Genomic DNA, 23,060 nt, shown 5'->3' on the forward strand with positions numbered 1-23,060 from the left:
GTGGGCCGCCGGATGAGCGGTCCACCACCAGTTCCTGTTCATGGCCGGTTGCGCGTGCATGCCGGGCACCCTACCCGACGGGACGCGGTGCCGGGTGGCCGACGCCGGTGAGCGCCCGCGAGCTCCGTGGCCGGCGGCGTCGTGGCCGGGCCGTGCCGCGCCGCACCTGCGGAAACGCCGCAGGGCGGTGGGGGAACTTTGCGGCTTTACGGGTCTGCTTTGCGGCTCCGGGCATCTCGTCGCGTCCCATACTGGTTTTGCAGCGCCGGAGGAGAAGCGGTTGTCGAGAGGCTTCGCCGCGCACCGGAGGGCGACGGCCCCGGGCCCCGCCGCCGTCGCCCGCGGCGCCCCGGAGGACGTCTCACCGAAGGAAGGGCATCCTGGTACCCAGAGGGAGTCCGTCTCACACTCCGGGCGGCGTACTGGACGCCCATCAAGACCCCGTAATGTGGAGTTCGTGACCGTGAACGCTGAAACCCACGCCGGTGGCAACACCTGGCGAGACCTGCCCGCGGCGCAGCAGCCTGACTGGCCGGACCAAGAGGCTCTGCGCGATGTGATCGCGGAGCTCGAGTCCTATCCGCCGCTCGTCTTCGCGGGCGAGTGCGACCAGTTGCGTGAGCGCCTGGGAGCGGTCGCCCGTGGTGAGGCGTTCCTGCTTCAGGGCGGCGACTGCGCGGAGGCCTTCGACGCCGTATCCGCCGAGCACATCCGCAACAAGCTCAAGACGCTCCTGCAGATGGGCGCCGTACTGACCTACGCCGGGTCCGTCCCGGTGGTCAAGGTCGGCCGGATCGCCGGCCAGTACAGCAAGCCGCGCTCCAAGCCGACCGAGACCCGCGACGGCGTGACGCTGCCGACCTACCGCGGCGACTCCGTCAACGGCTTCGAGTTCACCGAGGCGGCCCGGATCCCGGACCCGCAGCGGCTGCAGCGGATGTACCACGCCTCCGCGGCGACCCTCAACCTGGTGCGCGCCTTCACCACCGGCGGCTACGCCGACCTGCGCCATGTGCATGCCTGGAACCAGGACTTCGTGAAGTCCTCGCCGTCCGGGCAGCGCTACGAGGCGCTGGCCCGCGAGATCGACCGCGCGATGAACTTCATGAACGCCTGCGGGGTGAACCCGGAGGAGTTCCGTACCGTCGAGTTCTACGCCTCCCACGAGGCGCTGGTCCTCGACTACGAGTCGGCGCTGACCCGCGTCGACTCGCGCACTGGCAACCTCTACGACGTCTCCGGCCACATGGTCTGGATCGGCGAGCGCACCCGTCAGCTGGACGGTGCGCACATCGAGTTCGCCTCGCGCATCCGCAACCCCATCGGCGTCAAGCTCGGCCCGACCAGCACGGTGGAGGACGCGCTCACCCTCATCGAGCGCCTCGACCCGGAGCGTGAGCCGGGCCGGCTGACCTTCATCACCCGCATGGGTGCGGACAAGGTCCGCGACAAGCTCCCCGAGCTGGTCGAGAAGGTCACGGCCTCCGGCGCCCAGGTGGCGTGGATCTGCGACCCGATGCACGGCAACACCTTCGAGGCGGCCTCGGGCCACAAGACCCGTCGCTTCGACGATGTGCTGGACGAGGTCAAGGGCTTCTTCGAGGTCCACAAGGGCCTCGGCACGCACCCGGGCGGCATCCATGTCGAGCTGACCGGCGACGACGTCACGGAGTGCGTGGGCGGCGGCGACGAGATCTTCGTCGACGATCTGCACCAGCGCTACGAGACGGCCTGCGACCCGCGGCTCAACCGCAGCCAGTCGCTCGACCTGGCGTTCCTGGTGGCGGAGATGTACCGCGACCAGTAGGCGCGAGCACAGTACGACGATGGGGCGCGGATCCTGTGATCCGCGCCCCATCGCGTTGTGCGCCGCCCGGGGCGCCAGGTAAGGTAAGGGTAACCTCACTCAAGATCGGCGGGATCGATGAGTACCGAGGTGTCCCCACGGAGGTGAAACCGCGTGTACGTCTGCTCATGCTTCGGCATCACCGAGAAGCAGGTCCGCGAGCACGCGGACACGGGCGCCTGTACGCCCCGCCAGATTGCCTCCGCCTGCAAGGCCGGCACCGACTGCGGCGGCTGTGTGCGCCGCATCCAGGAGCTGCTCGGCCGTGGTGCGTGCCCGCGCCGTGAGCTCATCGACAACGGTGCCCGCGAACCGCTGGGCACCGCCCCCGGGTCGCTGAGTTCCGCTCCCGAGCGGCCGGTCGCGGAGGCGGCCGCAGGGGTGCCCGTGGCGCTCCAGGAGGCCGCCTGACCCTCCCGGTGAGCGCGCTCAGCTCGGCTGCTCGATCACCTGGGCGATGTACAGCGCCTCACCGAGTTTCTCCACCAGCTCCAGCTGGGTGTCGAGATAGTCGATGTGGTGTTCCTCGTCCGCGAGGATGTCCTCGAAGATATTCGCCGAGGTGATGTCGCCCTTGGCGCGCATGATCTCGATACCGCGCTTGAGCCGGTCGATCGCCTCGACCTCGACCTGCCGGTCCGCCTGGAACATCTCGGTGACCGTCTGGCCGACGCGTACATGGAACAGCCGCTGGTAGTTCGGCAGGCCTTCGAGGAAGAGAATGCGGTCGGTCAGCAGCTCCGCATGCTTCATTTCGTCGAACGACTCGCTGCGCGTGTACTTCGCCAGCTTCGTCCAGCCGAAGTTCTCCTGCATCTTGGCGTGCAGGAAGTACTGATTGATCGCGGTCAGCTCGGCAGTCAGCTGCTCGTTGAGGAATTCAATGACCTCGGGGTCGCCCTGCATGGTTGAGGGCTCCTTCCGCGCGAGAACTGGGCAGGTGCCGGGCATCCTCGCACCGCCCGGAGCGGAGAGTCCAGTAAGTGCACGCTTAGTATGAGTTGCCCGAATCCCTCCCTCCCTGGTCATCGGCACCCCTCCCGGTCTGACAACATGGAGGCATGGGTCAGCCGCACAGCCGCGAGGAGGAGGAGTCTCAGCTGCCTCCGGGTCAGCGACTGCAGCGGGGCTGGCCGGTGACGCATTACGGGCCGGTTCCCAAGTTCCGCCCCGAGCGCTGGGAGTTCCGCGCCTTCGGCGCCACCGTGGACGGCGGAAAGTACTGCTGGACGCATGAGGAATTCACTGCTTTGCCCTATTCGACGGTCGTCTCGGATATGCACTGCGTGACGAAATTCAGCATGCTGGGCGCCGAATGGGGCGGGGTCCGTGCCCAGACGATCTTGGATCTCGCGCCGCCCGCGCCAGATGTCACCCATGTGATGGTGTGGGCCGAGTACGGATTCAGTTCGAATGTGCGGCTGGCGGATTTCGCGGCCGAGAACTGCATCTTCGCCACCCACCGCTCCGGTGAACTGATCACCGCCGAACACGGATTTCCGGTCCGGCTGATCGTGCCGCATCTGTACGCCTGGAAGGGCCCCAAGTGGGTCCGCGGCATCGAATACATGACGGCGGACCGCCGCGGTTTCTGGGAGGAGCGCGGCTACCACAACCTCGGCGACCCCTGGCGCGAGCAGCGCTTCTCGTACCAGGAAGAGCCGGGCGAGGGCCCGGAACTCTAGCCCCGCGCCCGCGCCCGTACTCGTGCCGCCCTCAGTGGTGGTACCGGTGCACCACCGCATGGCCCTTGCCGCGGCCGATCATCCACTTGTTGACCGGCGTGGTCACCGCGAAGGCGAGGGCCAGTGAGACCGCCAGGGCGCCCCAGAACAGCGCGTCCGACAGGTGGGCATCCATCGCGCTCGGCCACAGCGCGATCACGCCGTTGTCGATCAGCTCCATCACGGCGATGGAGAGCGTGTCGGCGGCGAGTGCGATCCGGAACGCCGTACGGAAGCCGACGCCCGCCTTCAGGACGCCGCGCAGGGTGAGCGAGTAGCCGAAGACGAAGGCCAGCGCGATCGCGAGGATCATCGTCGGGACGTTGTGCCAGGCCAGCGCGGTGCCGATCACCATGCCCAGGATCTCGCCGATGGCGCAGCCGGTGAGGCAGTGCGCGGTGGCCTGGGCGGCCATCGACCAGCTGACCGGGCCGTGGTCCTGGTGGGCGGCGTGGTGCCCACCGTGCCGGTGCCCGGCCGGCGCGTGCTGTCCCCTCGCCTCGTGCCCGGCCGCCTCGTGCGCGACGGCCTCGTGCTCATGGTGCGCGTGGTGCTGCATGGGAGCCCCCAACGAGAGGTAGCGGTTCCTGCCCGACAACAGGAACCGTATACCCCCGGGGGGTATCACCTCAAGGGGTGATCGCCGCGCGCAGCTCCTTCAGCCGGGCCACGTCCGCCGCATGGCCTTCCTTGCCGCCCGGCGTCTCGATCACCAGCGGCACCCCGTCCGTCGCCGGATGCCGGAACAGCTCGCCGAACGGCTCCGCGCCCAGATGCCCGGCGCCGATGTTCGCGTGCCGGTCCTTGTGGGCGCCGACCACGTCCTTGGAGTCATTGGCGTGGATCAGCTTCAGCCGCCCCTCGCCCGTGACCTCCACCAGCTCGTCCAGCAGCGCCTTCATCCCGCCCGGCGCCGCCATGTCGTGCCCCGCCGCGAAGGCATGGCAGGTATCCAGGCAGACGCCGAGCTTCGGGTGCCGCTCCAGCGCGTCGAAATACGGGCCGAGATCCTCGGCCAGCGCGCACAGCGAAGCGCCCTGCCCGGCCGTCGGCTCCAGCAGCAGCCAGGGGTCGTCGTCCCGCGTCAGCTCGTCCAGCAGCGGCCGCATCCGCTCCCGTACCTGCGCCAGCGCCGCGGTGCGCGCCCGCCCGCCGGTCGCCGAACCGGTGTGCACGACCACGCCGAGCGCGCCGATTTCCCGGCCGCGGCGCAGCGAGTGGCGCAGCGACTCCACCGACTTGTCGACGGTCACCGCGTTGTGCGACCCGAAGTTGATCAGATACGGGGCATGCACATAGGCGGGAATTCCCTCCTGCGCACAGGCCGCCCGGAACGCCTCGTCCTGTTCGGGGCTGCCGGTCGGCGTCGCCCAGCCGCGCGGATTGGCCACGAAGACCTGCACGGTCTCGCCGCCCATCTCGCGGGCGTAGGGAAGGCCGATCTTCGCCAGGCCGCCGGCCACCGGCACATGGCCACCGACCGGATTACGTGCGCGGGCGCGCTCGGGGGAGGGGGAAGTACTCACCCTCCCAGGGTGCCAGGTGCCCTTCGGCGGCCGTCCGCCGGACGGCCGCCGACCAGCGGGGACCTACAGGGCTCCCTTGAGCTTGATGGTGATGGTGCTGCCCTTCGGGGCCTGCTCATCGCCTTCGACGGACTGGCTCTCGACCTCGTCCTGCGGGAAGAGGAACGGCTTGTCCACCTCGACCTGGAAACCGAGGTCCGTCAGCGTCTTTTTGGCGTCCTTGGCGCTCTGGCCGGTGACATCCGGGACCGTGACCATCTCCGGCCCCTTGGAGACCGTGAGGGTGACCGTATCGCCCTTGCCGAGATGGGAGCCCGCTTCCGCCGACTGCTGGGCGATGGTGCCCTTGTCCTCCTGCGAGAAGACCGGCTGGTCCGCGAACTTCACCTGGAAACCCTCGTCACCCAGCGAGGTCACGGCATCGGCGCGGTCGTCCCCGACCACATCCGGCACCTGGACCGGGGCGCCCCGGCTGATCGTCAGCGCCACCGCCGTATCCGGCCGCCGCTTGGTGCCCGCGACCGGGTACGTACGGATCACCGAGCCCTTGGCGACCTCATCGCTGAAATCCCGCTTCTCGGTGCCCGGAGCCAGCCCGAGATCCCGCAGCTTGCGCTTGGCGTCGGCCACCGGGGTGCCGGACAGCTCCGGTACGACGACGATCTCCGGGCCCCGGGAGATGGTGAGGGTGACCGTGCCCGTACCGCGGATCCGCCCACCGGTCGCCGGGTCGGTCTTCATGACATGGCCGCGCCGCACATTGGAGCTGAAGTCGCGCACCACCTTCACGCCCAGCCCCTCGTCGCGCAGCGTCTTCGCGGCCTTGGCCTGCGGCATGTCCAGCACGGCGGGGACGGTCGTGAACTGGCCGGAAGTGATGTACCAGACGCCGGTGCCCATTCCGAGGACCAGCAGCACCGCCGCGACGATCGCGAGGATCTTGTGGCGCTGCATCAGGCCCGTACGCGGCGCCGCGGCGGGCACCGGGCGCAGCCGGGTGGTCCGGTCGGCGGGCGCCGCCGCATCCGCCGGCGGTACTTCCAGCCGGCTGGTGCGGTTCAGCTCCGCCTCGCCGGGCAGCGGCACGGCACCCGGCCGCGGGAGCACGTCCGTACGCTCGACGTCGCTCCCGGGCACTTCGTTGGCCTGCGGCGGCACCAGATCCAGCTGCTCGTCGGTCAGCCCGGCGCGCGCCGAGCGCGTCTGCGACAGCAGGGCCACCGCGTCCTGCGGGCGCCGCTGCGGGTCGCGGGCGGCGGCCAGCGCGACCAGACCGTCCAGCTGCGGCGCCAGACCGGGCACGAGCTGGGACGGCGGCCGCACGTCCTCGTGCAGATGCTGGTAAAGGATCTGTGCCGCGGAACCGCCGGTGTGCGGCTTGCCGCCGGTCAGCATCTCGTAGAGCACCACACCGCAGGCATACACATCGACGCGGGCGTCCGCGGTGCCGTGCTCCATCTGCTCGGGCGCGAGATAGGAGACGGTGCCCAGAATGGAGCCGGTGGAGGCGGTGGTGTTGGTGTCCACCGCCCGCACCAGGCCGAAGTCGGCGACCTTGACCCGGCCGTCGTCGCCGATCAGGACGTTCTCCGGCTTCATGTCCCGGTGGACGAGCCCCGCGCGGTGGGCGGCGCCCAGGGCCGCGAGGATCGGCTCGAGAATGTCCAGCGCGGCCCGCGGCTGCAGGGCGCCCCGCTCGCGCAGCACGTCACGCAGGGTGCACCCGGCCACGTACTCCATCGCCAGATAGACGTACGTACCGTCCGTGCCCTGGTCGAAGACGCCCACCACATTCGGGTGCGAAAGGCGCGCGACCGACTTGGCCTCCCGGATGAAGCGGTCGACGAACGCCGCGTCCGTGGCGAGGCTCGGGTGCATCACCTTCAGCGCGAGCACACGGTCGAGCCGGGTGTCCAAGGCCCGATAGACCGTGGCCATACCGCCTGCGGCGATGCGCGCCTGGACGCGGTAGCGGCCGTCGAGCAGTTGGCCCTCGAGCGGGTCCTGAAGGGTCGTATCCACGGGGGGAGAGTTTACGTGCCCCTCCGCTGCGCTTGGCGAGCCTCCTACGTTGTCGGCGCCCCACGTTTTTGTCTTTCCCGCCGTGGTGGTTTCTCTCCGTGGCGCCTGCGGCGGGCGGTGCCGCTGCGCGGGGCTGTTCGGCTGCGGGACCGGACCTACACGGCTCCGCCGCTACGGCCCGCCCCCTCCCCGTAGAGGGTGGGAAAAAGAAGGCCGGTGGGAGTGCACGTCAGTGGTCGGGTGCGCCCTGTGGACGCATCACAGGGCGCAGCTGACCCGAAACGCACGCCCCCACCAGCCCGTTTTGTCCACCCACCCGTGGGAGGGGCCGCGCCGCAGGACGGAGTCCGGAGGTGTGGCACCGCACCCGACAAAACCACGCCCGCCGCAGGCGCCACGACGCGAAACCACCACGGCGGGAAAGACAAAAACGTGGGAAGCCTCCTAGAAGGCAGGCCGTTCCGGGTCGAACGCCGCCACGCCCTCCGTCGGCGACGAGGCGAGGGCGAAATGCCGTCGCGGGATCCGCCCCGCGCGCCGCGCCAGCCGGCCCGAGGCGACGGCGTACCGCATCGCCTCGGCCATCAGCTCCGGTTCCTGGGCCCGGGTCACCGCGGAGGCCAGCATCACCGCCGCACAGCCCAGCTCCATGGCGAGTGCGGCGTCCGAGGCGGTGCCCGCGCCGGCGTCCAGGATGACCGGGACGCCCGCCCGCTCGGTGATCAGCTGGAAGTTGTGCGGATTACGGATGCCCAGACCCGACCCGATCGGCGAGCCCAGCGGCATGATCGCGGCGCAGCCCACGTCCTCCAGCTTGCGGGCCAGCACCGGATCGTCGTTCGTATAGGGCAGCACCGTGAATCCGTCGTCCACCAGGGTCTCGGCGGCATCCAGCAGCTCGATCGGGTCGGGCAGCAGGGTGCGCTCGTCGGCGACGACCTCCAGCTTGACCCAGTCGGTGCCGAGCGCCTCCCGGGCCAGCCGGGCGGTGAGCACGGCCTCGCCCGCGGTGAAGCAGCCCGCGGTGTTGGGCAGCACCCGGATCTTGTGCCGCTCCAGTACGGACAGGACCGAGCCGTGCACGGTCGGGTCCAGCCGCCGCATGGCGACCGTCGTCAGCTGCGTACCGGAGGCGAGCAGCGCCCGCTCGAGGACGTCGAGGCTGGGCGCGCCACCGGTCCCCATGATCAGCCGGGACTCGAAGGTGGCGTCGGCGATGGTGAGGGTGTCGGGGTCCGCGGCGGAGCCGCTGTCGGGCGCGGCGGGCGCCGTCCCCCGGAAGGCTGCGGTATGCGTCATGTCTGCGGATCAGCCTCCCTGGACCGCGGTGAGTACCTCGACGCGGTCGCCGTCGTCGAGCGGGGTGGTGGGCCACTGGGTGCGCGGCACCACGACTTCGTTGAGCGCCGCGGCCACCCCGGAGGGCGCCGTCGACAGGGTCGCGACGAGCCGGTCGAGGGTCAGGTCCCCGGGGACCTGGCGGGCCTCGCCGTTGACGGACACCGACACGGTGGGCACGGGGGCACTCATACGGGCTGCTCCTCTCGGACGCGGGCGCGCTCGGCCGCTCGGGCGGTGAAACGCGTGGGGGAGAACGGCCGGGCCTCGTCCGGGAGACGCCCGGTGGCCAGCGCCTGGCCCATCGCATCGCCGGTGACCGGCGTCAGCAGAACGCCGTTGCGGAAGTGCCCGGTGGCCAGATGGAGGCCGGGCAGCTCGGTCGGCCCCAGCATCGGCGCATTGTCGGGGGAGGTGGGCCGCAGCCCGGCGCAGGTCTCCACCAGCGGCAGCTCGGTGATACCCGGGACCAGCTCATGCGCGTCCCGCAGCAGCTCGTAGACGCCGCCCGCGGTGACGGTGGTGTCCCAGCCCATCTCCTCGCTGGTGGCGCCCAGGACCAGCTCGCCGTTCTCGCGGGGCACCAGGTAGAGGGGGTTTCCCCGTACGACGGCCCGTACGGTGCGCGACAGGAAGGCGGGGCTGCCGGCCGGTACGTCCGGCAGCCGCAGCCGCAGTACCTGCCCCTTGACCGGCCGCACCGGGGGCAGCACCGCCTCGGGGACCCCGGCCAGCCGTCCGCTGTGGCTGCCCGCGGCCAGGACGACCTGGCCGGCCGACAGCCGCCCGCCGTCGGAGAGCTCGACACCCGTGGCACGCCCGCCCTCGACCGTCAGCCGCTCGGCCCAGGCCCGGTGGAAGGTCACTCCGGCCCGCTCACAGGCGATCAGCAGGGCGCTCGCCAGACGGCGCGGATCGACCTGGTGGTCGCCGTCGACCCGCAGGCCGCCGCGGACCCCGGGGGCCAGCATCGGCTCCAGACGGCGGCACTCGCGCCCGGTCAGCCACTGGGAATCCAGCCCGGACCGGGTCTGCAGGGCGTGCAGGTCGCGCAGATGGGCGCGGTCGTCGGCGTCCAGTGCCACCGCCAGCGTGCCGCACCGCCGGTAGCCGATCCGCTGCCCGCTCGCCTCCTCCAGCTCGGCGGTGAAGTCCGGATAGCGCCGCGCGGAGGCGAGGTTGAGGCCGAGCAGCGTCTGCTCGCCGTAATGGAGCTCGGTGACCGCGGCCAGCATGCCGGCCGCGACATGGGCGGCACCGCCACCGGGCGCGGGGTCGGCCACCGCGGTGCTCAGCCCGCGGCCGGCCGCCCGCCAGGCGGTGACCAGCCCGATGATGCCGCCGCCGATGACCAGGACGTCGGGCCGTTCGATGGATGGTGTGGCAGGTGGAGGCATGGGCGTCCAGCCCCTCCCTTCGCCGGCATGACCCGGATCAGGTTCGTACGGTCGGAGGCCGGCCAGCCTCCCTCTCAGCCCGGTGCGTCCGGGCTCCCGCGAGTGCGTGTATCCGTCACCCTAATACGGGCCCGCGACGCGCCGTAAGGGAGCGCCCCGGGGCGGCGCCCCGCGGTGACCGTCCGTGACGCTGTGTCAGAGATCTCCTTGCGCGGTGCTGCGAGCGGCATCCTCCGCCGTCCTACAGTGATCGGGTGAGCGAGCAGAGCACGTCCCACCAGGCCCCTGACCACACGCCGCGGGTAGTGATCGCCGGCGCGGGCATCGCGGGGGTACAGACCGCGGTCGCCCTGCGCGAGGCGGGCTGGCGCGGCGCGATCACGCTGCTCGGCGACGAGCCCCACCAGCCCTACGACCGCCCCCCGCTGTCCAAGGCCGTGCTGCTCGGCAATGCCGACGGCGCCGCCTTCGACGTCGACTTCGCCGCCCTCGGCATCGATCTGCACCTCAGCCGCCCGGTCACCGCCCTGCGCCCCGACGCCCACGAGGCCGACACGGCCGAGGGCGCCATCGCCTACGACTACGCGGTGCTCGCGACCGGCGCCGACCCCGTTCTGCTGCCCGGCAGCGAGGGCCTGCCGGGCGTCCATCTGCTGCGCACCCTCGACGACGCCGAGCGGCTGCGGCCGGTGCTCGCCGCCCGGCGCCGGATCGTGGTCGTCGGAGCGGGCTGGATCGGCGCGGAGTTCGCGACCGCGGCACGCGAGGCGGGCTGCTCGGTCACCGTCGTCGAGGCCGCCGACCGTCCGCTGGCCGGCGCCCTGCCCGCCGAGGTCGCCGCCCACATGACCGCCTGGTACGCGGACGCCGGAGCCGAGCTGCGCACCGGCGCCCGGGTCGCCGCCGTCGAGACCGGTGCGGTCACCCTCGCGGACGGCACCACCCTGCCCGCCGACGCCGTGGTCGTCGGCATCGGCGCCCGGCCCGCCACCGGCTGGCTGGCCGGCTCCGGCGTCGCCCTGTCGCCGCAGGACGGCTCCGTCCTGGCCGACGAACGGCTGCACACCTCCGTCCCCGATGTGTACGCGGTCGGCGACTGCGCGTCCTTCCCCTCGGCCCGCTACGGCCGCCGGCTGCTGATCCACCACTGGGACAACGCCCTCCAGGGACCTCGTACGGTCGCCGAGAACATCGCGCGCGGGTCGGCCGAAGGCGTGGTCTACGACCCGGTGCCCTACTTCTGGTCCGAGCAGTTCGGGCGGTTCGTGCAGTACGCCGGTCACCACGACGGCGCCGACGAGATGATCTGGCGCGGCGACCCGGCCGGCGCCTCCTGGTCCGTGCTGTGGCTGCGGGAGAACAGCCTGGTCGCGCTGCTGGCGGTCGGACGGCCCCGGGACCTGGCCCAGGGGCGCAAGCTCATCGAGAAGGGCGCCGCCCTCGACCGGGACCGGGCCGCCGACGCCGCGCTGCCGCTGAAGTCGGCGGCCCTTTGAAGGGCGCCCGGCGTCACCCTCCGGTGTGCCGGACACCTCCGATGGCGATGCCCGGCTACCGGCTGTCAGTGCGAGGTGGCACGCTTGTCCTGTGACCGAGATTGACGCAAACATCGATGGACTCGTCCCCGCCTGGCTCACCCTCCCCGACATCGCCGAAAAGCTCGGCGTCGAGGTGACACGCGTCCGGCAGCTGGTCAAGGAGGGCCAGCTGATCGCGGTGCGCCGCGGCGAGAACAGGGCACTGCACGTGCCCGCCGATTTCATCCAGGACGACAAGGTCGTCAAGGGCCTCGTCGGCACCCTGACCCTGCTGCGGGACGACGGCTTCGCCGACGACGAGATGCTGGAATGGCTCTTCACGCCTGATGAGACCCTGCCCGGCACCCCGGCGCAGGCGCTGCGCGAGAATCGTGGCACGGAGGTGAAGCGCCGGGCGCAGGCGCTCGCCGTCTGACGCCACCGCACCCGTATCCGTAACCGCATCCTTGGGGCGTAAGGACCGGAGCCCCCGGTCCTTACGCCCCCGACCTGGGGGAAAGCCGCCCGATGACCACCGCACGACAGGCCCTGTCCGACGCCCGGCTCTACCTGTGCACGGACGCCCGCAAGCGGCAGGGCGACCTGGCACAGTTCCTGGACGCGGTGCTCGCCTCGGGCGTGGACATCGTCCAGCTGCGCGACAAGGGCATGGAGGCCGGCGAGGAGCTGCGCCATCTCGAGGTCTTCGCGGACGCCTGCCGGCGGCACGGCAAGCTGCTGGCGGTCAACGACCGCGCGGACGTCGCCCATGCCATCGGCAGCGATGTGCTGCACCTGGGGCAGGGCGACCTCCCGGTACCGGCCGCCCGCGCCCTCCTCGGCCAGGACGTCCTCATAGGGCGCTCCACCCATGCCGAGGCCGAGGTGGACGCCGCGCTCACCGAGCCCGGGGTGGACTACTTCTGCACGGGCCCGTGCTGGCCCACGCCCACCAAGCCCGGCCGCCACGCCCCCGGTCTCGACCTGGTCCGCTACGCCGCCGCCCGCGCCCCCGAGCGCCCCTGGTTCGCGATCGGTGGGATCGACGCGGGCAATCTGGACGAGGTGCTCCAGGCGGGCGCCCGCCGGGTCGTGGTCGTACGGGCGATCACCGAGGCCGACGACCCGGGCGCCGCGGCCGGGGGCCTGGCGAAGCGGATACGCACCTGGGCGGCCTAGCGGGTCCCATCCGGCGGCCGGGAGGCGATTTCCGGACGGGCGATGGCCGGGAAGGTGTCCAGCCAGTGGACAAACGCCGCCGACGGTTGGTGTGTGCCGGGCCTCTGGTTAACCTGCCCGTATGGCCCTAGGTACAGCTTCCACCAGGACTGATCGCGCACGCACCGTGCGCGAGCTGCTGGCTTCCGGCAAGCAGTCATATTCGTTCGAGTTCGCCGCCCCCAAGACGGAGAAGGGCGAGCGGACCCTGTGGAACGCCATTCGCCGGATCGAGGCCGTCTCCCCGACCTTCGTCTCCGTGACGTACGGCGCCGGCGGCACCTCCCGTGAGGGCACGGTGCGCGCCACCGAACGCATCGCCACCGACACCACCCTCACGCCGGTCGCCCACCTGACCGCCGTCAACCACTCCCTGGCCGACCTGCGCAACATCATCGGCCAGTACGCCGATGCCGGTATCCGCAACATGCTCGCGCTGCGCGGCGACCCGCCCGGCGACCCGATGGGCGAATGGGTCCGCCACCCCCACGGCCTGGACTACGCCGCCGACCTGGTCCAGCTGATCAAGGAGTCCGGCGACTTCTGCGTGGGCGTCGCCGCCTTCCCCGAGATGCACCCGCGCTCCGCGGACTGGGACACCGACGTCACGCACTTCGTCGACAAATGCCGCGCGGGCGCCGACTTCGCCATCACCCAGATGTTCTTCTACCCCGAGGACTACTTCCGCCTCCGCGACCGGGTAGCCGCGGCGGGTTGCTCTACGCCGATCATTCCGGAGATCATGCCGGTCACGAACGTGCGTCAGATCGAGCGCTTCGCGCAGCTCAGCAACGCCGCCTTCCCGCCCGAACTGGCCGACCGCATTCTGGCCGTCAAGGACGACCCGGCGGCGGTACGCTCCATTGGCATCGAGTACGCCACGGAATTGTGTGCGCGCTTGATGGCCGAGGACGTTCCCGGGTTGCACTTCATTACCCTGAACCACTCCACGGCGACCCTGGAGATCTACGAGAATCTGGGGCTGCATCAGCGGTCCTGATCTACGGTGGCCGGACAGCGGCGGAAGAGGGGCGTATATGGGATGGACGGTCCTCTACATCGCGTTCGGTCTCGTTGCGGTCTGGCTCGCGGCCGAAGTGCTGCTCCAGTACAAGGCCCGGCTGCGCTGGCGGCTGCTGGCCTTCGTGGGTTTCCTCGGGGTGGTCGTCGGCGTTGCCCTCCCTCAGGTGATCGTGATCGGCGTGGGCCTGATCGCCTTCGCCGTGGGCCAGACGAACGTCACGCTCTCCTTCCGGCGCGGCTTCTCCACCGGCTGGGCGCTGGGCGGTAAGCCGCGGGAGAGCCGGCGCCGCCGGACCCGCCCGGACGCCGCACCCGCCGCCGAGCCGACCCTCCAGGTCTCCGATCTGGAAGCGGTGCCGGTCACCGAGGACACCGGCCAGGGCGTGGGCGAGGACGAGAGCGACAACGTCTTCGCGGGCACCGGCGGCTTCCAGAACCAGGACGCCTACGCGGCACAGAGCGCCTACGCCCCACAGGACGCGTACGGCGACCAGAACTCCTATGACGGCCAGAGCGCGTATCCGGGTCAGAGCGCGTACGCCGGGCAGAGCCCCTACGCCGGGCAGAGCCCCTACGCCGAGCAAAGCCCTTACGCCGGCCAAGGCCCCTACGCCGAGCAAGGGCCCTACGCCGAGCAAGGGCCCTACGCCGAACAAGGGCCCTACGCCGAACAAGGGCCCTACGCGGAGCAGGCTTCCTACTCCGGGCAGAGCTCGTACGACACCGCCGCCGTCTACGCCCCCCAGCCGATGCCCGACGAGACCGGCCAGTACGGCATATACAGCCCCGACGCCCGTGCCCCGCAGGATCCCGGCTACGCCTCGTACGACACCGCCGCCGGAAACACCGGCAGCGACGGCAACGGCTATGCGTACGACGGCGGTTACGGCCAGAGCGCGGCGGGCCAGGACGCCTATGCGAACGCCTACGCCGACCCGTACGCGGCCTACGGGGACGGCCTCGGCCAGGGCGGGCAGCCGCCCTACTCCGACCCGTACATCGGCACCCAGCAGTACGCCACGGACTACGACCCCTACGGGCAGCCGGACCCCTACGGCCAGTCGCCCTACGCCACCGGGCAGTACGACGGCCAGAACCCGGGGCAGGGCTACAGCGAGACACCGCCGGGCGGGGTGTGGGTGCCGCAGCAGCGCGACGGCGAACTCCCGCCGGAGCAGCCGCCGTACCCGCCCTACCAGCAGCAGGGTTACGACGAGCAGCAGTACCGCTACTGAGGCGCCGGAAGGCCGGGGGCCCGGCCGGCGCGCCGGCCGCTCACACCGAGCCGTGCCACTCGTCGCCGTTCACGATCAGGCCCGCCACGATCGCGCCGGACATCCCGGCGTGTGCCGGCCCGCCGCCCGGGTGTGACCGGCCGCCGACGGCGTAGAGCCCCGGTATCCGGGTGCGGTTGCCGGGCCGCAGAAAGCGGCCGTCCTGCCCCGCCAGTGCCGGACCCGGCACCAACTCCCCGTCCGCCGGCGGCAGTACCTCCCGCCACAGCACGCGCTCGCGCAGCCCCGCGATCGCGGCCTCGGCGATCTCGGTCATCCGGTCCGCGTCTCGCGCCAGGGCCTCGGCGTCGTGCCGGTCGGCCGGGCCGGGCGGGGCCACCGTCGCGGTCAGCGTCACCGCCTCATGGCCGTCGTCGGGCCGGGTGGCGGGGTCGTCGGGGCGCAGCACCGTCACCGTGGGCCGGGCACAGGGGTCCCGCAGCCCCGAACCGTCGCCGAATACGCCCTCCAGCTCCGCCCCGCGGTCCGCGGCATGGACCACCGTCCGGTGCACGGCACCCTCCGGGCGCGGTCCGCGCAGCGCCAGGCAGACCGTCAGCCGCCCCGTGGCCCGGTCACCCGGCCCCGCGCCGGGGCGTACGTCGTCCTCGCCCCACGGCTCCCTTCCCTTGCAGAGTCCGGCAAGCCGCACCGGATCGATGCCCGCGACCACGAATTCCGCCTCCGCCACCCGGCCGTCGGCCAGCTCGACGCCCGCCGCCCTGCCGTTTTTCTCCACGATCCGCGTCACCTCCGCGCCGAAGGTGAACTCCACCTTGCGGGCGAGGCAGCGGGCGTGGACCGCATCGGCCAGCGCCCGCATACCGCCGCGCGGGTACCAGCTCCCGAAGGTCTGCTCCATGTACGCCAGCACGGCCGCGCCGGCCGGGGCGCTGCGCGGGTCGAAGCCGTACGCCAGCGCATGGCTCTCCAGCAGGGCGATCAGCCGCGGGTCGGTCAGCTCGCGGCGGGCGACCTCGGCGAGGGTGGCGGTCGTGGGGCCCTTGCCGCGCCCGAACAGCCCGCGTTTGCGGACCGCCGGATACGGGTCGCGGCCCAGCACCCGCCAGTCCGGCCGCAGCGGCTCCTCCAGGAGCGGGCGGCGGGTGGCGTCCCAGGCCTCGCGGGCGCGGTTGATCAAGGCGCTCCAGCGCTCGCCGGCGCCGTGGCCCAGCGCCTCGTCCAGGGCGGCGACCACGCCGGCCCGGGAGGCGTTCGGCAGCGAGACGGCGGTGCCGTCGGCGAAGACATGGCGGCTCGCGGGGTCGACCTGCGTCAGCTCGACGCAGCTCTCCAGCGGCTCCCGGCCGGTCTTGATGAACAGATCGCGGTAGACGGCGGGCAGATGCAGCAGGCCGGGCCCCGTGTCGAAGGCGAAACCGTCCCGCTCGTACCGCCGCAGCGCGCCGCCGTGCGTCGCGCCCTTTTCGTACACCGCCACCCGGTGGCCCGCGACGGCCAGCCGGGCAGCGGCCGCCATCGCGCCCATCCCGGCGCCGATCACCGCAATCCGTGCCATGCCTGCGACTTTATCCGGCCCCACTGACAATGCCCGCGGGGCCGGTGCGCTGGGTCGCGGCACCGCTTCCTCAGCCTCCCGGCGGTACCGGGCTGCCCGCCGTGGCCAGGCGCTTTTCCTCACGGCGGGCTCGCCTGCGGCGCAGGAACCGGCGGATCCGCGACCACATGAAGATCACCAGCACGATGCCGCCGATCAGCAGCACCGCCGCGATGCCCGCCGCGATCACCGGGTGGAACACGGCGAAGGCGATGATCCCGGCCACGCCCAGATCCTCGGCCAGGCTCAGCACGATGTTGCTCGCGGGCTCCGGTGAGGTGTTGACCGCGATCCGGGTGCCCGCCTTGACCAGATGGCTCAGCAGCGCCGTGGAACCGCCCACCGCGCCCGCCGCCAGCTGGGGCAGTGAGCCGTCGTGCCCGGCCAGCAGCGCCGCCACGACGCCGCCCGCGAGGGGCCGGATCACCGTATGGGCGACGTCCCACACGGAGTCGACGTAGGGGACCTTGTCGGCGACGGCCTCGCACACGAAGAGCACCGCGGCCACGATCAGCACATCGGGGCGCTGCAGCGCGGCGGGCACCTCGTCGGTGACGCCGGTGGCGCCGAGCAGGCCGAGGAGCAGGACGACGGCATAGGCGTTGATCCCGCTCGCCCAGCCACTGGTGAAGACCAACGGGAGTACGGACACGCCAGAGATCGTAAGCCAGTGCGAGGCGTCATCGGCCGGTACCGGCGCCAGGTGCTCAGGTTTGAGTATCCGTACTCAGTCGCCGAGATGAGTAGGTACACGGATGGGCCGGCGGCGGTCCGGAAGGAAGAGTGGGGACCACGGAAGGGACGCGGCGCCGCACCGCCGACACGGGGCGGCGGAACGGCGTGGCTCCCGGCCGTAACGGGGAAACACGGGGGAAGTACGGGGGCTCCACGGGGGAGCACGGGGGAGCACGGGGGAAGCGCTGTCCTGGTCGGATCGGCGGGGGAACGATCCGAGCCAGGGCAGCGCCCTCTTTTGTGCGGTGCCGCGACCGGCCCGTACGGTGCGTGCCGGACCCGACCGCACGGCGCGCACCCCCTCCCGTTACTCCTGGCGGCCGCTGACCCTCCCCTGGAGGAGCCGCGACAGCGCCGCATGGACATCGTCGATCGACCGGTCCGGCTGGTAGGACTGCCAGTCGAGGGCGGCCACCAGGACCATTCCGAACAGCGCCGAGGCGGTCAGCGGAATGTCGATCTCCTCGCTCAGCTCCCCGGCGGCCACCGCCGCCCGCAGAACACTCTCCACCACCGTGATGGCCCGCTCCCGCACCACCATCAAGGTGGACTGCCAGGCGCGGTTGGTGCGCCACAGCTCGGCGACGTAGAGCTGGGTGAGCGCCGGGTAGCGGGAGATGAAGTCCAGCCCGGCCCGGATCATCGCGTCCAGCGCGTCGACCTGGCTGCCGCCCCGGTCGGTCACCTCGTCGGCGGCCGTCTGCAAGGAGGTCGCCAGCAGCTCGATGCCGTGCCGCAGCAGCTCTTCGAAGAGAACGTTCTTGCTCGCGAAGTTGTAGTAGACGGTGCCCTTCGCGACGCCCGCCCGTTCGGCGATCTCGTCCACCGTGGTGGAGGAGAAGCCCTGTTCGGCGATGAGCGTGACCGCGGCCTCGAAGAGTTTGCGCCGGGTGGCGTCGCGGCGTGTATTGGAGCTGTCCATGGGGGCGATTGTGCCGGTCTCCGACGTGCGTGTGCTCACAGGCTCAGCTCCGGGTGAAGGTCCTTCATCCGCACCACCTGGCGGCCGCGGGCCGCCAGAGAGGTCAGCGCGAGCGCTCCGACGGTGAAGGCGACGAGTACGAGACTGCCCTGCCACACCGGCGCGAGGCCGCCTCCGGTGATGAGCCGGCGCAGTCCCTCGACGATGTAACTCATGGGCAGGTAAGGGTGGATGGCGTTGAAGAAGCCGGGGCTGGTCTGCACGGGGTAGGTGCCGCCCGCCGACGTCAGCTGGAGCATCAGCAGCGCCAGCACCAGGATCCGCCCGGCCGGTCCGAACTGGGCGTTCAGCCACTGCACGATCGCCGAGAAACAGGCCGTGACCAGGACGAGGAAGCCGACCGTGCCGGCCGCCCGCGCCATCTGGAGGCCGAGCGCGAAGTGCAGTACGGACATCAGGGCGGCGGTCTGCAGCACCCCGATACCGACCACCGGCAGCCACCCGGAGACCGCCACCCGCCAGGAGGAGGCGCCCATGGCCAGGGCGCGCCGGTTGAGCGGCTGGATCAGCATGTACGCCACCATGGCGCCGACCCACAGGGACAGCGGGATGAAGTACGGGGCGAAGCCGGTGCCGTAGTTCGGTGCCTTGTGGGCGGAGTCCGAGGCCAGTTGCACCGGGTCGGACATCACCCGGGTGCGCGCGTCGCGGTCCTTCTTGCCGTAGTCGGGGATCTGCTTCGCCCCGTCGTGCAGCCCGCCGGCCAGCTTCTGCGAGCCGTCGGAGAGCTTGAAGAGGCCGCCGTTCAGCGTCTGCGCACCGTCCTTGAGCTTGCCCACACCGGAGTCGAGGTCGCCCATCCCGGTTGCGGCGCGGCCGGTGCCGTCGTGCAGCTGGTGCGTACCGTCGTCGAGCCGGCCCGCTCCGGAGGCCAGCCGGGCGTTGCCCGCGGCCAGCTTGCGGGCGCCCGCGGAGACCTTGTGCGCACCGTCATTGAGGTCGTTGATCTTCTTGACCGCGGCGTCCATGTCCCGGCCCAGGGTCGGCCCGTGCTCGGCCAGCTCGCTCGCCAGGGAGTGCAGCGTGTCCAGGTCCCGGTCCAGCTGGTCGAGGTTCTTCTGGTCGTGGACGTAGCCGCTGATCTCCTCGGCCTTGTCCGCCGCGGTGGCCGCCTGCTCCGTGATCTTCTTCAGCTCGGCGCAGGAGGTGTCGAGGGTGAGCCCGCTCTCGCAGCGCTGCCGGTAGTACGTGGCCAGGTGGTCGGAGATGCCCCGGGAGAGGCGCGCCCCGGTGGAGGCCGCGGCGGGGAGCTTGTCCAGGTGGTCGCGGACCGCCTGCGAACCGTCGGCGACCAGCTGCGCCGCCTCGCCGATCTCCTTGCCGTGCGCCCGGACGAAGGGCCCCACCTTGCCGACGATCCCGTTGACGGTGTCGGCCAGCTGCTGCGTCCCCTGGGCCACCTGCCCGGAGCCGTCGGCCAGTTGGCGCGATCCGTCGGCGGCCGTACCGGCGCCCCGGGCGAGGTCGGAACTGCCCCGGCTGAGCTGCCCGGCGCCCGCGTCCAGGTCGCCCAGGCCCTTGACCAGCCGGCCGCTGCCGTTCTTCGCGGTGCCCAGACCGTCGGCCAGTTTGCCGCTGCCGTCCTTGGCCTTCCCGATGCCGTTGTTCAACTTGTCGGCGCCGTCGGCGGCTTCCTCGGTCTTGCCGTGCAGCGTCGAGAACGAGACGAAGATCTTGTCGAGGAAGGTGCGCGAGGACTTCGCGGAGGCCGCCGAGCGCACCTCGGAGAACACTGTCCGGGAGATCTGCCCGACGATGTAGTTGTTCGCGTCGTTCGTCCGCACCTTGAGGGCGCCGGTCTCCGGGTGGTCACCGGAGCTGGAGGCGATCCGCTTGCTGAAGTCCGCGGGGATGGACAGCGACAGGTAGTACGAGCCGTCCTCGACGCCCCTGGCGGCCTCCTTGGAGCCGACGGGGTGCCAGTCGAAGGTGTGGCTGTCGCCCAGCCCGTCGACGATGGCCTCGCCCGCCGAGAGGTGCTTTCCTCCGACGTCGGCGCCCGTGTCCTCGTTGACCAGCGCGACCGGAATTTTGTCGAGCCGCCCGTACGGGTCCCAGAAGGACCACAGATACAGCGCGCCGTACAGCAGCGGCAGCAGCAGAAGCGCGGCCAGCGCGGCGCGCGGCAGCTTCCCCCTCCCGAACCGCTTCAGCTCAAGCGCGGCCAGCTTCGGCGAGCGCATCGGCCGCCCCCTCCTTCTCGTTGTCAGCCTTGTCCTGTACGGAGCCGGGGCGGCCGGTACGCACCAGCACCAGGCCCTCGGCCTCCGCGCCGCCCTCCGGCGGTTCGCTGCACACCGCGAGCACTGTCGTGCCGGCCGCCGCCAGACCGTGCAGCATCGCCCAGGCCTGGCGCCGCTCGTCGTCGGACAGCTTCAGATCGGTGTCGTCCACGGCCAGCAGCCGCGGGCCGCCGATCAGCGCCAGCGCCACGGACAGCCGCAGCGCCTCCAGGCGTTCCAGGTCGCGGACCGAGGTGCGGATCCCCTTGGGCAGCGACTCCGGGTCCAGCCCGGCCGCCCCGAGCGCGGTGTCCACCAGGGCTCGGGCCTCGGTCCGGCGCTCCTGCCGCGGCCGCAGCAGGTCCCGCAGCGATCCTGTGAACCGGCCCTGCAGCAGGGCGCGTTCGCGCAGATGCTCGCCCACCGTCAGCGCCGGGTCGAGCTCGGCGACCCCCGGCACATGGGCGAGTGCGGTGACGGACCGGACGGCGGCTATCTTCTTGGGTAGTGGCAGACCGCCGACCTCTGCGGTGCCCTCGGCGGACTTCATCCGGCCGGTGAGCGCGAGCAGCAGGCACGTACGGCCCGAACCCGAAGGGCCGTGTACGGCGATCAGCGAGCCGGGCCCCGCCGTGATGTCGATGTTCCGGAACGCCCAGCCGCGGGGGCCCTTGACCCCGAATCCCGCGGCCGTGACCGCCGCCCCGTGCGGGGTGCCGTTCACGATCCCCTCCCCCTCCTTGAACTGACTGGTCAGTTCAAAAAGTATCGATGCCGCACCCGCCTTCACGCAAGAGGCCGGGCGAAATCAGCGAAGGATCCGGCGGCAGGGCCCCGCGGCCCCGCCGCGCATCCGTGCCGTTTCCGGCGAATTCCCGGCGAAATCGCAGGTCAGCGCCGATTGTCAGTGGTGTACCTCACGATGGGGTCATACGGTCTCGAACCGGCATTCGGTCCCGAACCGGCATGCGACGACAGGAGGTTCGTCATGGCAGCTCGTCCCACAGCGGGCAGCTCCGCTGCGTACCGTCCCCCGAGCGATGTCCACCCCGTCCTGCGGCGGACGGCAGCGCCACCCGCCGCCCTCGACCTGCTCGCCCAGGCCCGCCTCGGCCTCGACGAAGCGGCAGCCCTCGAAACCCCCAACGAGCGGTTCGCCACGGCCCATCTGGCCGCGCTGCGCACCGCCGCCGCCGTGCTCGCCGTGCGCGGCCGGCCGGAGACCACCCCGCGCCGCAGGCAGCGGATCCGCAGCGCCTGGGAGGTGCTCCCCGAGGTCGCGCCCGAACTCGCCGAATGGAGCGCCCTGTTCGCCTCCGGCGCCGCCCGCCGGGCCAAGGCCGAGGCGGGCATATCCGGCGCGGCCAACCGCCGCGATGCCGACGATCTGCTGCGGGACGTGGGGATGTTCCTGCGCCTGGTGGAGCGGATGCTGCTGCTCCAGCCGTCCCTGCCACCGCAGCGGGCGGGCTGATACGGGGCGGGAAGCCAGGGGGCGGCGGCGCGGCGGGGAAGGGGGACGGCGGCGCGCGAGGAGAGCTCCGGCGGGTGCGCCATGCACGCCGGGGGCGACCCCGCAGGCCGCGCACGGTGCGGGACGCAAGAGGTGCGCGGGACGCAATAGGGTGGTGGGCGACTGGATGTTCATGCCCCCGCCGAGGAGCCACCCGCCGTGTCTGACCCGCTGCGCCCCCGCGCCTCCCTTCGTACCGCCGTGGTCTGGGAGGTCCTGAGGGACGCCCTGGAGCGCCGGGTCAAGGCCGCCGGGCGCGATGCCCTGGACGTCCTGGACACCGGTGGCGGCACCGGCAACTTCGCCGTACCGGTGGCCCGCCTCGGCCACCGCGTCACGGTCGTCGACCCCAGCCCCAACGCCCTCTTCGCCCTGGAGCGCCGGGCCGCCGAGGCGGGGGTCGCCGACCGGGTGCGCGCCGTCCAGGGCGACGCCCACGGACTGTTCGACGTCGTCGAGCGCGGCGGCTACGACACCGTGCTGTGCCACGGCGTCCTGGAGTACGTCGACGACCCGGCCGAGGGCGTCCGCAACGCCGTCGACGCGCTGCGCCCGGCCGGCACCCTCAGCCTGCTCGCCGCGGGCCTGGGCGGCGCCGTCCTCGCCCGCGCCCTGGCGGGCCACTTCACCGAGGCCCGCCGCGCCCTGGCCGACCCCGCCGGGAGCTGGGGCGAGGGCGATCCGGTGCCCCGCCGGTTCACCGCCGACCAGCTCACGGAGCTGGTCGCCGCCACCGGCCTGGACGTCGGCTCGGTGCACGGCGTACGGGTCTTCGCCGACCTGGTCCCCGGCGTGCTGGTCGACACCGAGCCGGGCGCCATGGACGCGCTCCTCAAGTTGGAAGCGGCCGCCGCCGAGCAGCCCGCCTTCCACTCGGTGGCCACCCAGCTGCATGTCCTCGCCGAGCGCGACTGACCCTGCCGAGCTGCACGCTTACCGCGTGCAGTCGGCCACAGACCACCCGATCGGCCCCTTCTCCCCGTATGATCGGGGTACGACATTCCGGCATGACGGAAGGGCGGGTGGGGAATGCAGCCAGCATCACACCGGCCGCCTGGCGGCCCGGAGCAGTGAACTGGCGTTGAGGGGCGGGTTTCACGGGGGCGAATCCCTGCCTATCCTGAAAGGGTCGCACCCCGGTCGCCCCCCGCGACCGACGAGTAGG

At 71.8% G+C, this 23,060-nt stretch carries 22 protein-coding genes and 1 riboswitch; of the genes, 10 read left to right on the forward strand and 12 right to left on the reverse strand.

Going from position 1 to position 23,060, the window contains the following annotated elements; all coding sequences use genetic code 11:
- Positions 1-457 precede the first annotated feature (457 nt).
- A complete protein-coding gene (locus ACZ4S3_RS05490; protein WP_467926133.1) occupies positions 458-1,807 on the forward strand; it encodes a class II 3-deoxy-7-phosphoheptulonate synthase in 1,350 nt (449 codons plus the stop codon).
- A gap of 153 nt (positions 1,808-1,960) precedes the next feature.
- Entirely contained in the window at positions 1,961-2,257 is a 297-nt protein-coding gene (locus tag ACZ4S3_RS05495; protein WP_467926137.1) for a (2Fe-2S)-binding protein, read from the forward strand.
- Between the two features lie 18 nt (positions 2,258-2,275).
- Here ACZ4S3_RS05495 and bfr read toward each other — a convergent pair whose 3' ends face one another.
- Positions 2,276-2,752: a bacterioferritin gene (gene bfr, locus ACZ4S3_RS05500; RefSeq protein WP_467926141.1), complete on the reverse strand. Its 477-nt coding sequence runs from the start codon at positions 2,750-2,752 to the stop codon at positions 2,276-2,278.
- A gap of 155 nt (positions 2,753-2,907) precedes the next feature.
- On the opposite strand from bfr, the gene ACZ4S3_RS05505 reads away from it, so the two are divergent.
- Positions 2,908-3,531, forward strand: coding sequence for a sulfite oxidase-like oxidoreductase (locus tag ACZ4S3_RS05505; protein ID WP_467926145.1), 624 nt, complete (start codon positions 2,908-2,910; stop codon positions 3,529-3,531).
- A gap of 31 nt (positions 3,532-3,562) precedes the next feature.
- On the opposite strand, the gene ACZ4S3_RS05510 is transcribed toward ACZ4S3_RS05505, so the two are convergent.
- The 6 genes from ACZ4S3_RS05510 to thiO all read right to left on the reverse strand — a co-directional run bounded on the left by ACZ4S3_RS05510 (position 3,563) and on the right by thiO (position 9,853).
- Complete coding sequence (locus ACZ4S3_RS05510) at positions 3,563-4,129, reverse strand: DUF4396 domain-containing protein (protein ID WP_467926149.1); 567 nt, start codon at positions 4,127-4,129, stop codon at positions 3,563-3,565.
- A gap of 70 nt (positions 4,130-4,199) precedes the next feature.
- Positions 4,200-5,096, reverse strand: a complete 897-nt coding sequence (locus tag ACZ4S3_RS05515) for a deoxyribonuclease IV (protein ID WP_467926154.1) — start codon at positions 5,094-5,096, stop codon at positions 4,200-4,202.
- Positions 5,097-5,159: 63 nt separating this feature from the next.
- Positions 5,160-7,118: a Stk1 family PASTA domain-containing Ser/Thr kinase gene (gene pknB / locus ACZ4S3_RS05520; protein ID WP_467926158.1), complete on the reverse strand. Its 1,959-nt coding sequence runs from the start codon at positions 7,116-7,118 to the stop codon at positions 5,160-5,162.
- Between the two features lie 444 nt (positions 7,119-7,562).
- Entirely contained in the window at positions 7,563-8,417 is an 855-nt protein-coding gene (locus tag ACZ4S3_RS05525) for a thiazole synthase (protein ID WP_467926163.1), read from the reverse strand.
- A 9-nt stretch (positions 8,418-8,426) separates the two neighbouring features.
- Complete coding sequence (gene thiS / locus ACZ4S3_RS05530; protein ID WP_467926168.1) at positions 8,427-8,648, reverse strand: sulfur carrier protein ThiS; 222 nt, start codon at positions 8,646-8,648, stop codon at positions 8,427-8,429.
- The gene (gene thiO / locus ACZ4S3_RS05535) at positions 8,645-9,853 is read right to left on the reverse strand and encodes a glycine oxidase ThiO (protein ID WP_467926172.1); all 1,209 of its coding nucleotides are present in this window, start codon (positions 9,851-9,853) and stop codon (positions 8,645-8,647) included. Before thiO ends, thiS begins: the two co-directional genes overlap by 4 nt.
- Positions 9,851-9,963: riboswitch (TPP riboswitch) on the reverse strand. Its footprint overlaps the gene before it by 3 nt.
- Before the next feature lie 144 nt (positions 9,964-10,107).
- Here thiO and ACZ4S3_RS05540 point away from each other — a divergent pair.
- From ACZ4S3_RS05540 to ACZ4S3_RS05560, 5 genes are all read left to right on the forward strand, one after another.
- Positions 10,108-11,349, forward strand: a complete 1,242-nt coding sequence (locus ACZ4S3_RS05540; protein WP_467926175.1) for an NAD(P)/FAD-dependent oxidoreductase — start codon at positions 10,108-10,110, stop codon at positions 11,347-11,349.
- Positions 11,350-11,440: 91 nt separating this feature from the next.
- Positions 11,441-11,806 (forward strand): Rv2175c family DNA-binding protein, encoded by a 366-nt coding sequence (locus tag ACZ4S3_RS05545; RefSeq protein WP_467926179.1) that lies wholly within the window; start codon positions 11,441-11,443, stop codon positions 11,804-11,806.
- Positions 11,807-11,898: 92 nt separating this feature from the next.
- On the forward strand, positions 11,899-12,549 hold the full coding sequence (gene thiE, locus ACZ4S3_RS05550; protein WP_467926183.1) for a thiamine phosphate synthase: 651 nt from the start codon (positions 11,899-11,901) through the stop codon (positions 12,547-12,549).
- A gap of 121 nt (positions 12,550-12,670) precedes the next feature.
- Positions 12,671-13,588 carry a methylenetetrahydrofolate reductase [NAD(P)H] gene (metF, locus tag ACZ4S3_RS05555; protein ID WP_467926188.1) on the forward strand — a complete coding sequence of 306 codons (918 nt, stop codon included), beginning with the start codon at positions 12,671-12,673 and terminating at the stop codon, positions 13,586-13,588.
- Positions 13,589-13,625: 37 nt separating this feature from the next.
- Entirely contained in the window at positions 13,626-14,846 is a 1,221-nt protein-coding gene (locus ACZ4S3_RS05560; RefSeq protein ID WP_467926194.1) for a hypothetical protein, read from the forward strand.
- 40 nt (positions 14,847-14,886) lie between these two features.
- Here ACZ4S3_RS05560 and ACZ4S3_RS05565 read toward each other — a convergent pair whose 3' ends face one another.
- The 5 genes from ACZ4S3_RS05565 to ACZ4S3_RS05585 form a co-directional block, all read right to left on the reverse strand.
- Entirely contained in the window at positions 14,887-16,404 is a 1,518-nt protein-coding gene (locus ACZ4S3_RS05565) for a phytoene desaturase family protein (protein ID WP_467926198.1), read from the reverse strand.
- A 70-nt stretch (positions 16,405-16,474) separates the two neighbouring features.
- Positions 16,475-17,095 carry a DUF4126 domain-containing protein gene (locus ACZ4S3_RS05570; RefSeq protein WP_467926203.1) on the reverse strand — a complete coding sequence of 207 codons (621 nt, stop codon included), beginning with the start codon at positions 17,093-17,095 and terminating at the stop codon, positions 16,475-16,477.
- Positions 17,096-17,485: 390 nt separating this feature from the next.
- Positions 17,486-18,100, reverse strand: coding sequence for a TetR/AcrR family transcriptional regulator (locus ACZ4S3_RS05575; protein ID WP_467926208.1), 615 nt, complete (start codon positions 18,098-18,100; stop codon positions 17,486-17,488).
- A gap of 35 nt (positions 18,101-18,135) precedes the next feature.
- Entirely contained in the window at positions 18,136-20,343 is a 2,208-nt protein-coding gene (locus ACZ4S3_RS05580) for a YhgE/Pip family protein (RefSeq protein ID WP_467926212.1), read from the reverse strand.
- Positions 20,315-21,106, reverse strand: coding sequence for an ATP-binding cassette domain-containing protein (locus ACZ4S3_RS05585; RefSeq protein WP_467926216.1), 792 nt, complete (start codon positions 21,104-21,106; stop codon positions 20,315-20,317). Before ACZ4S3_RS05585 ends, ACZ4S3_RS05580 begins: the two co-directional genes overlap by 29 nt.
- Before the next feature lie 264 nt (positions 21,107-21,370).
- On the opposite strand from ACZ4S3_RS05585, the gene ACZ4S3_RS05590 reads away from it, so the two are divergent.
- Positions 21,371-21,856 (forward strand): SAV_6107 family HEPN domain-containing protein, encoded by a 486-nt coding sequence (locus tag ACZ4S3_RS05590; protein WP_467926219.1) that lies wholly within the window; start codon positions 21,371-21,373, stop codon positions 21,854-21,856.
- Between the two features lie 198 nt (positions 21,857-22,054).
- Positions 22,055-22,810, forward strand: a complete 756-nt coding sequence (locus ACZ4S3_RS05595) for a methyltransferase (RefSeq protein WP_467926223.1) — start codon at positions 22,055-22,057, stop codon at positions 22,808-22,810.
- Positions 22,811-23,060: the final 250 nt, after the last annotated feature.

This window comes from Streptomyces sp. NPDC028368, assembly GCF_055565615.1.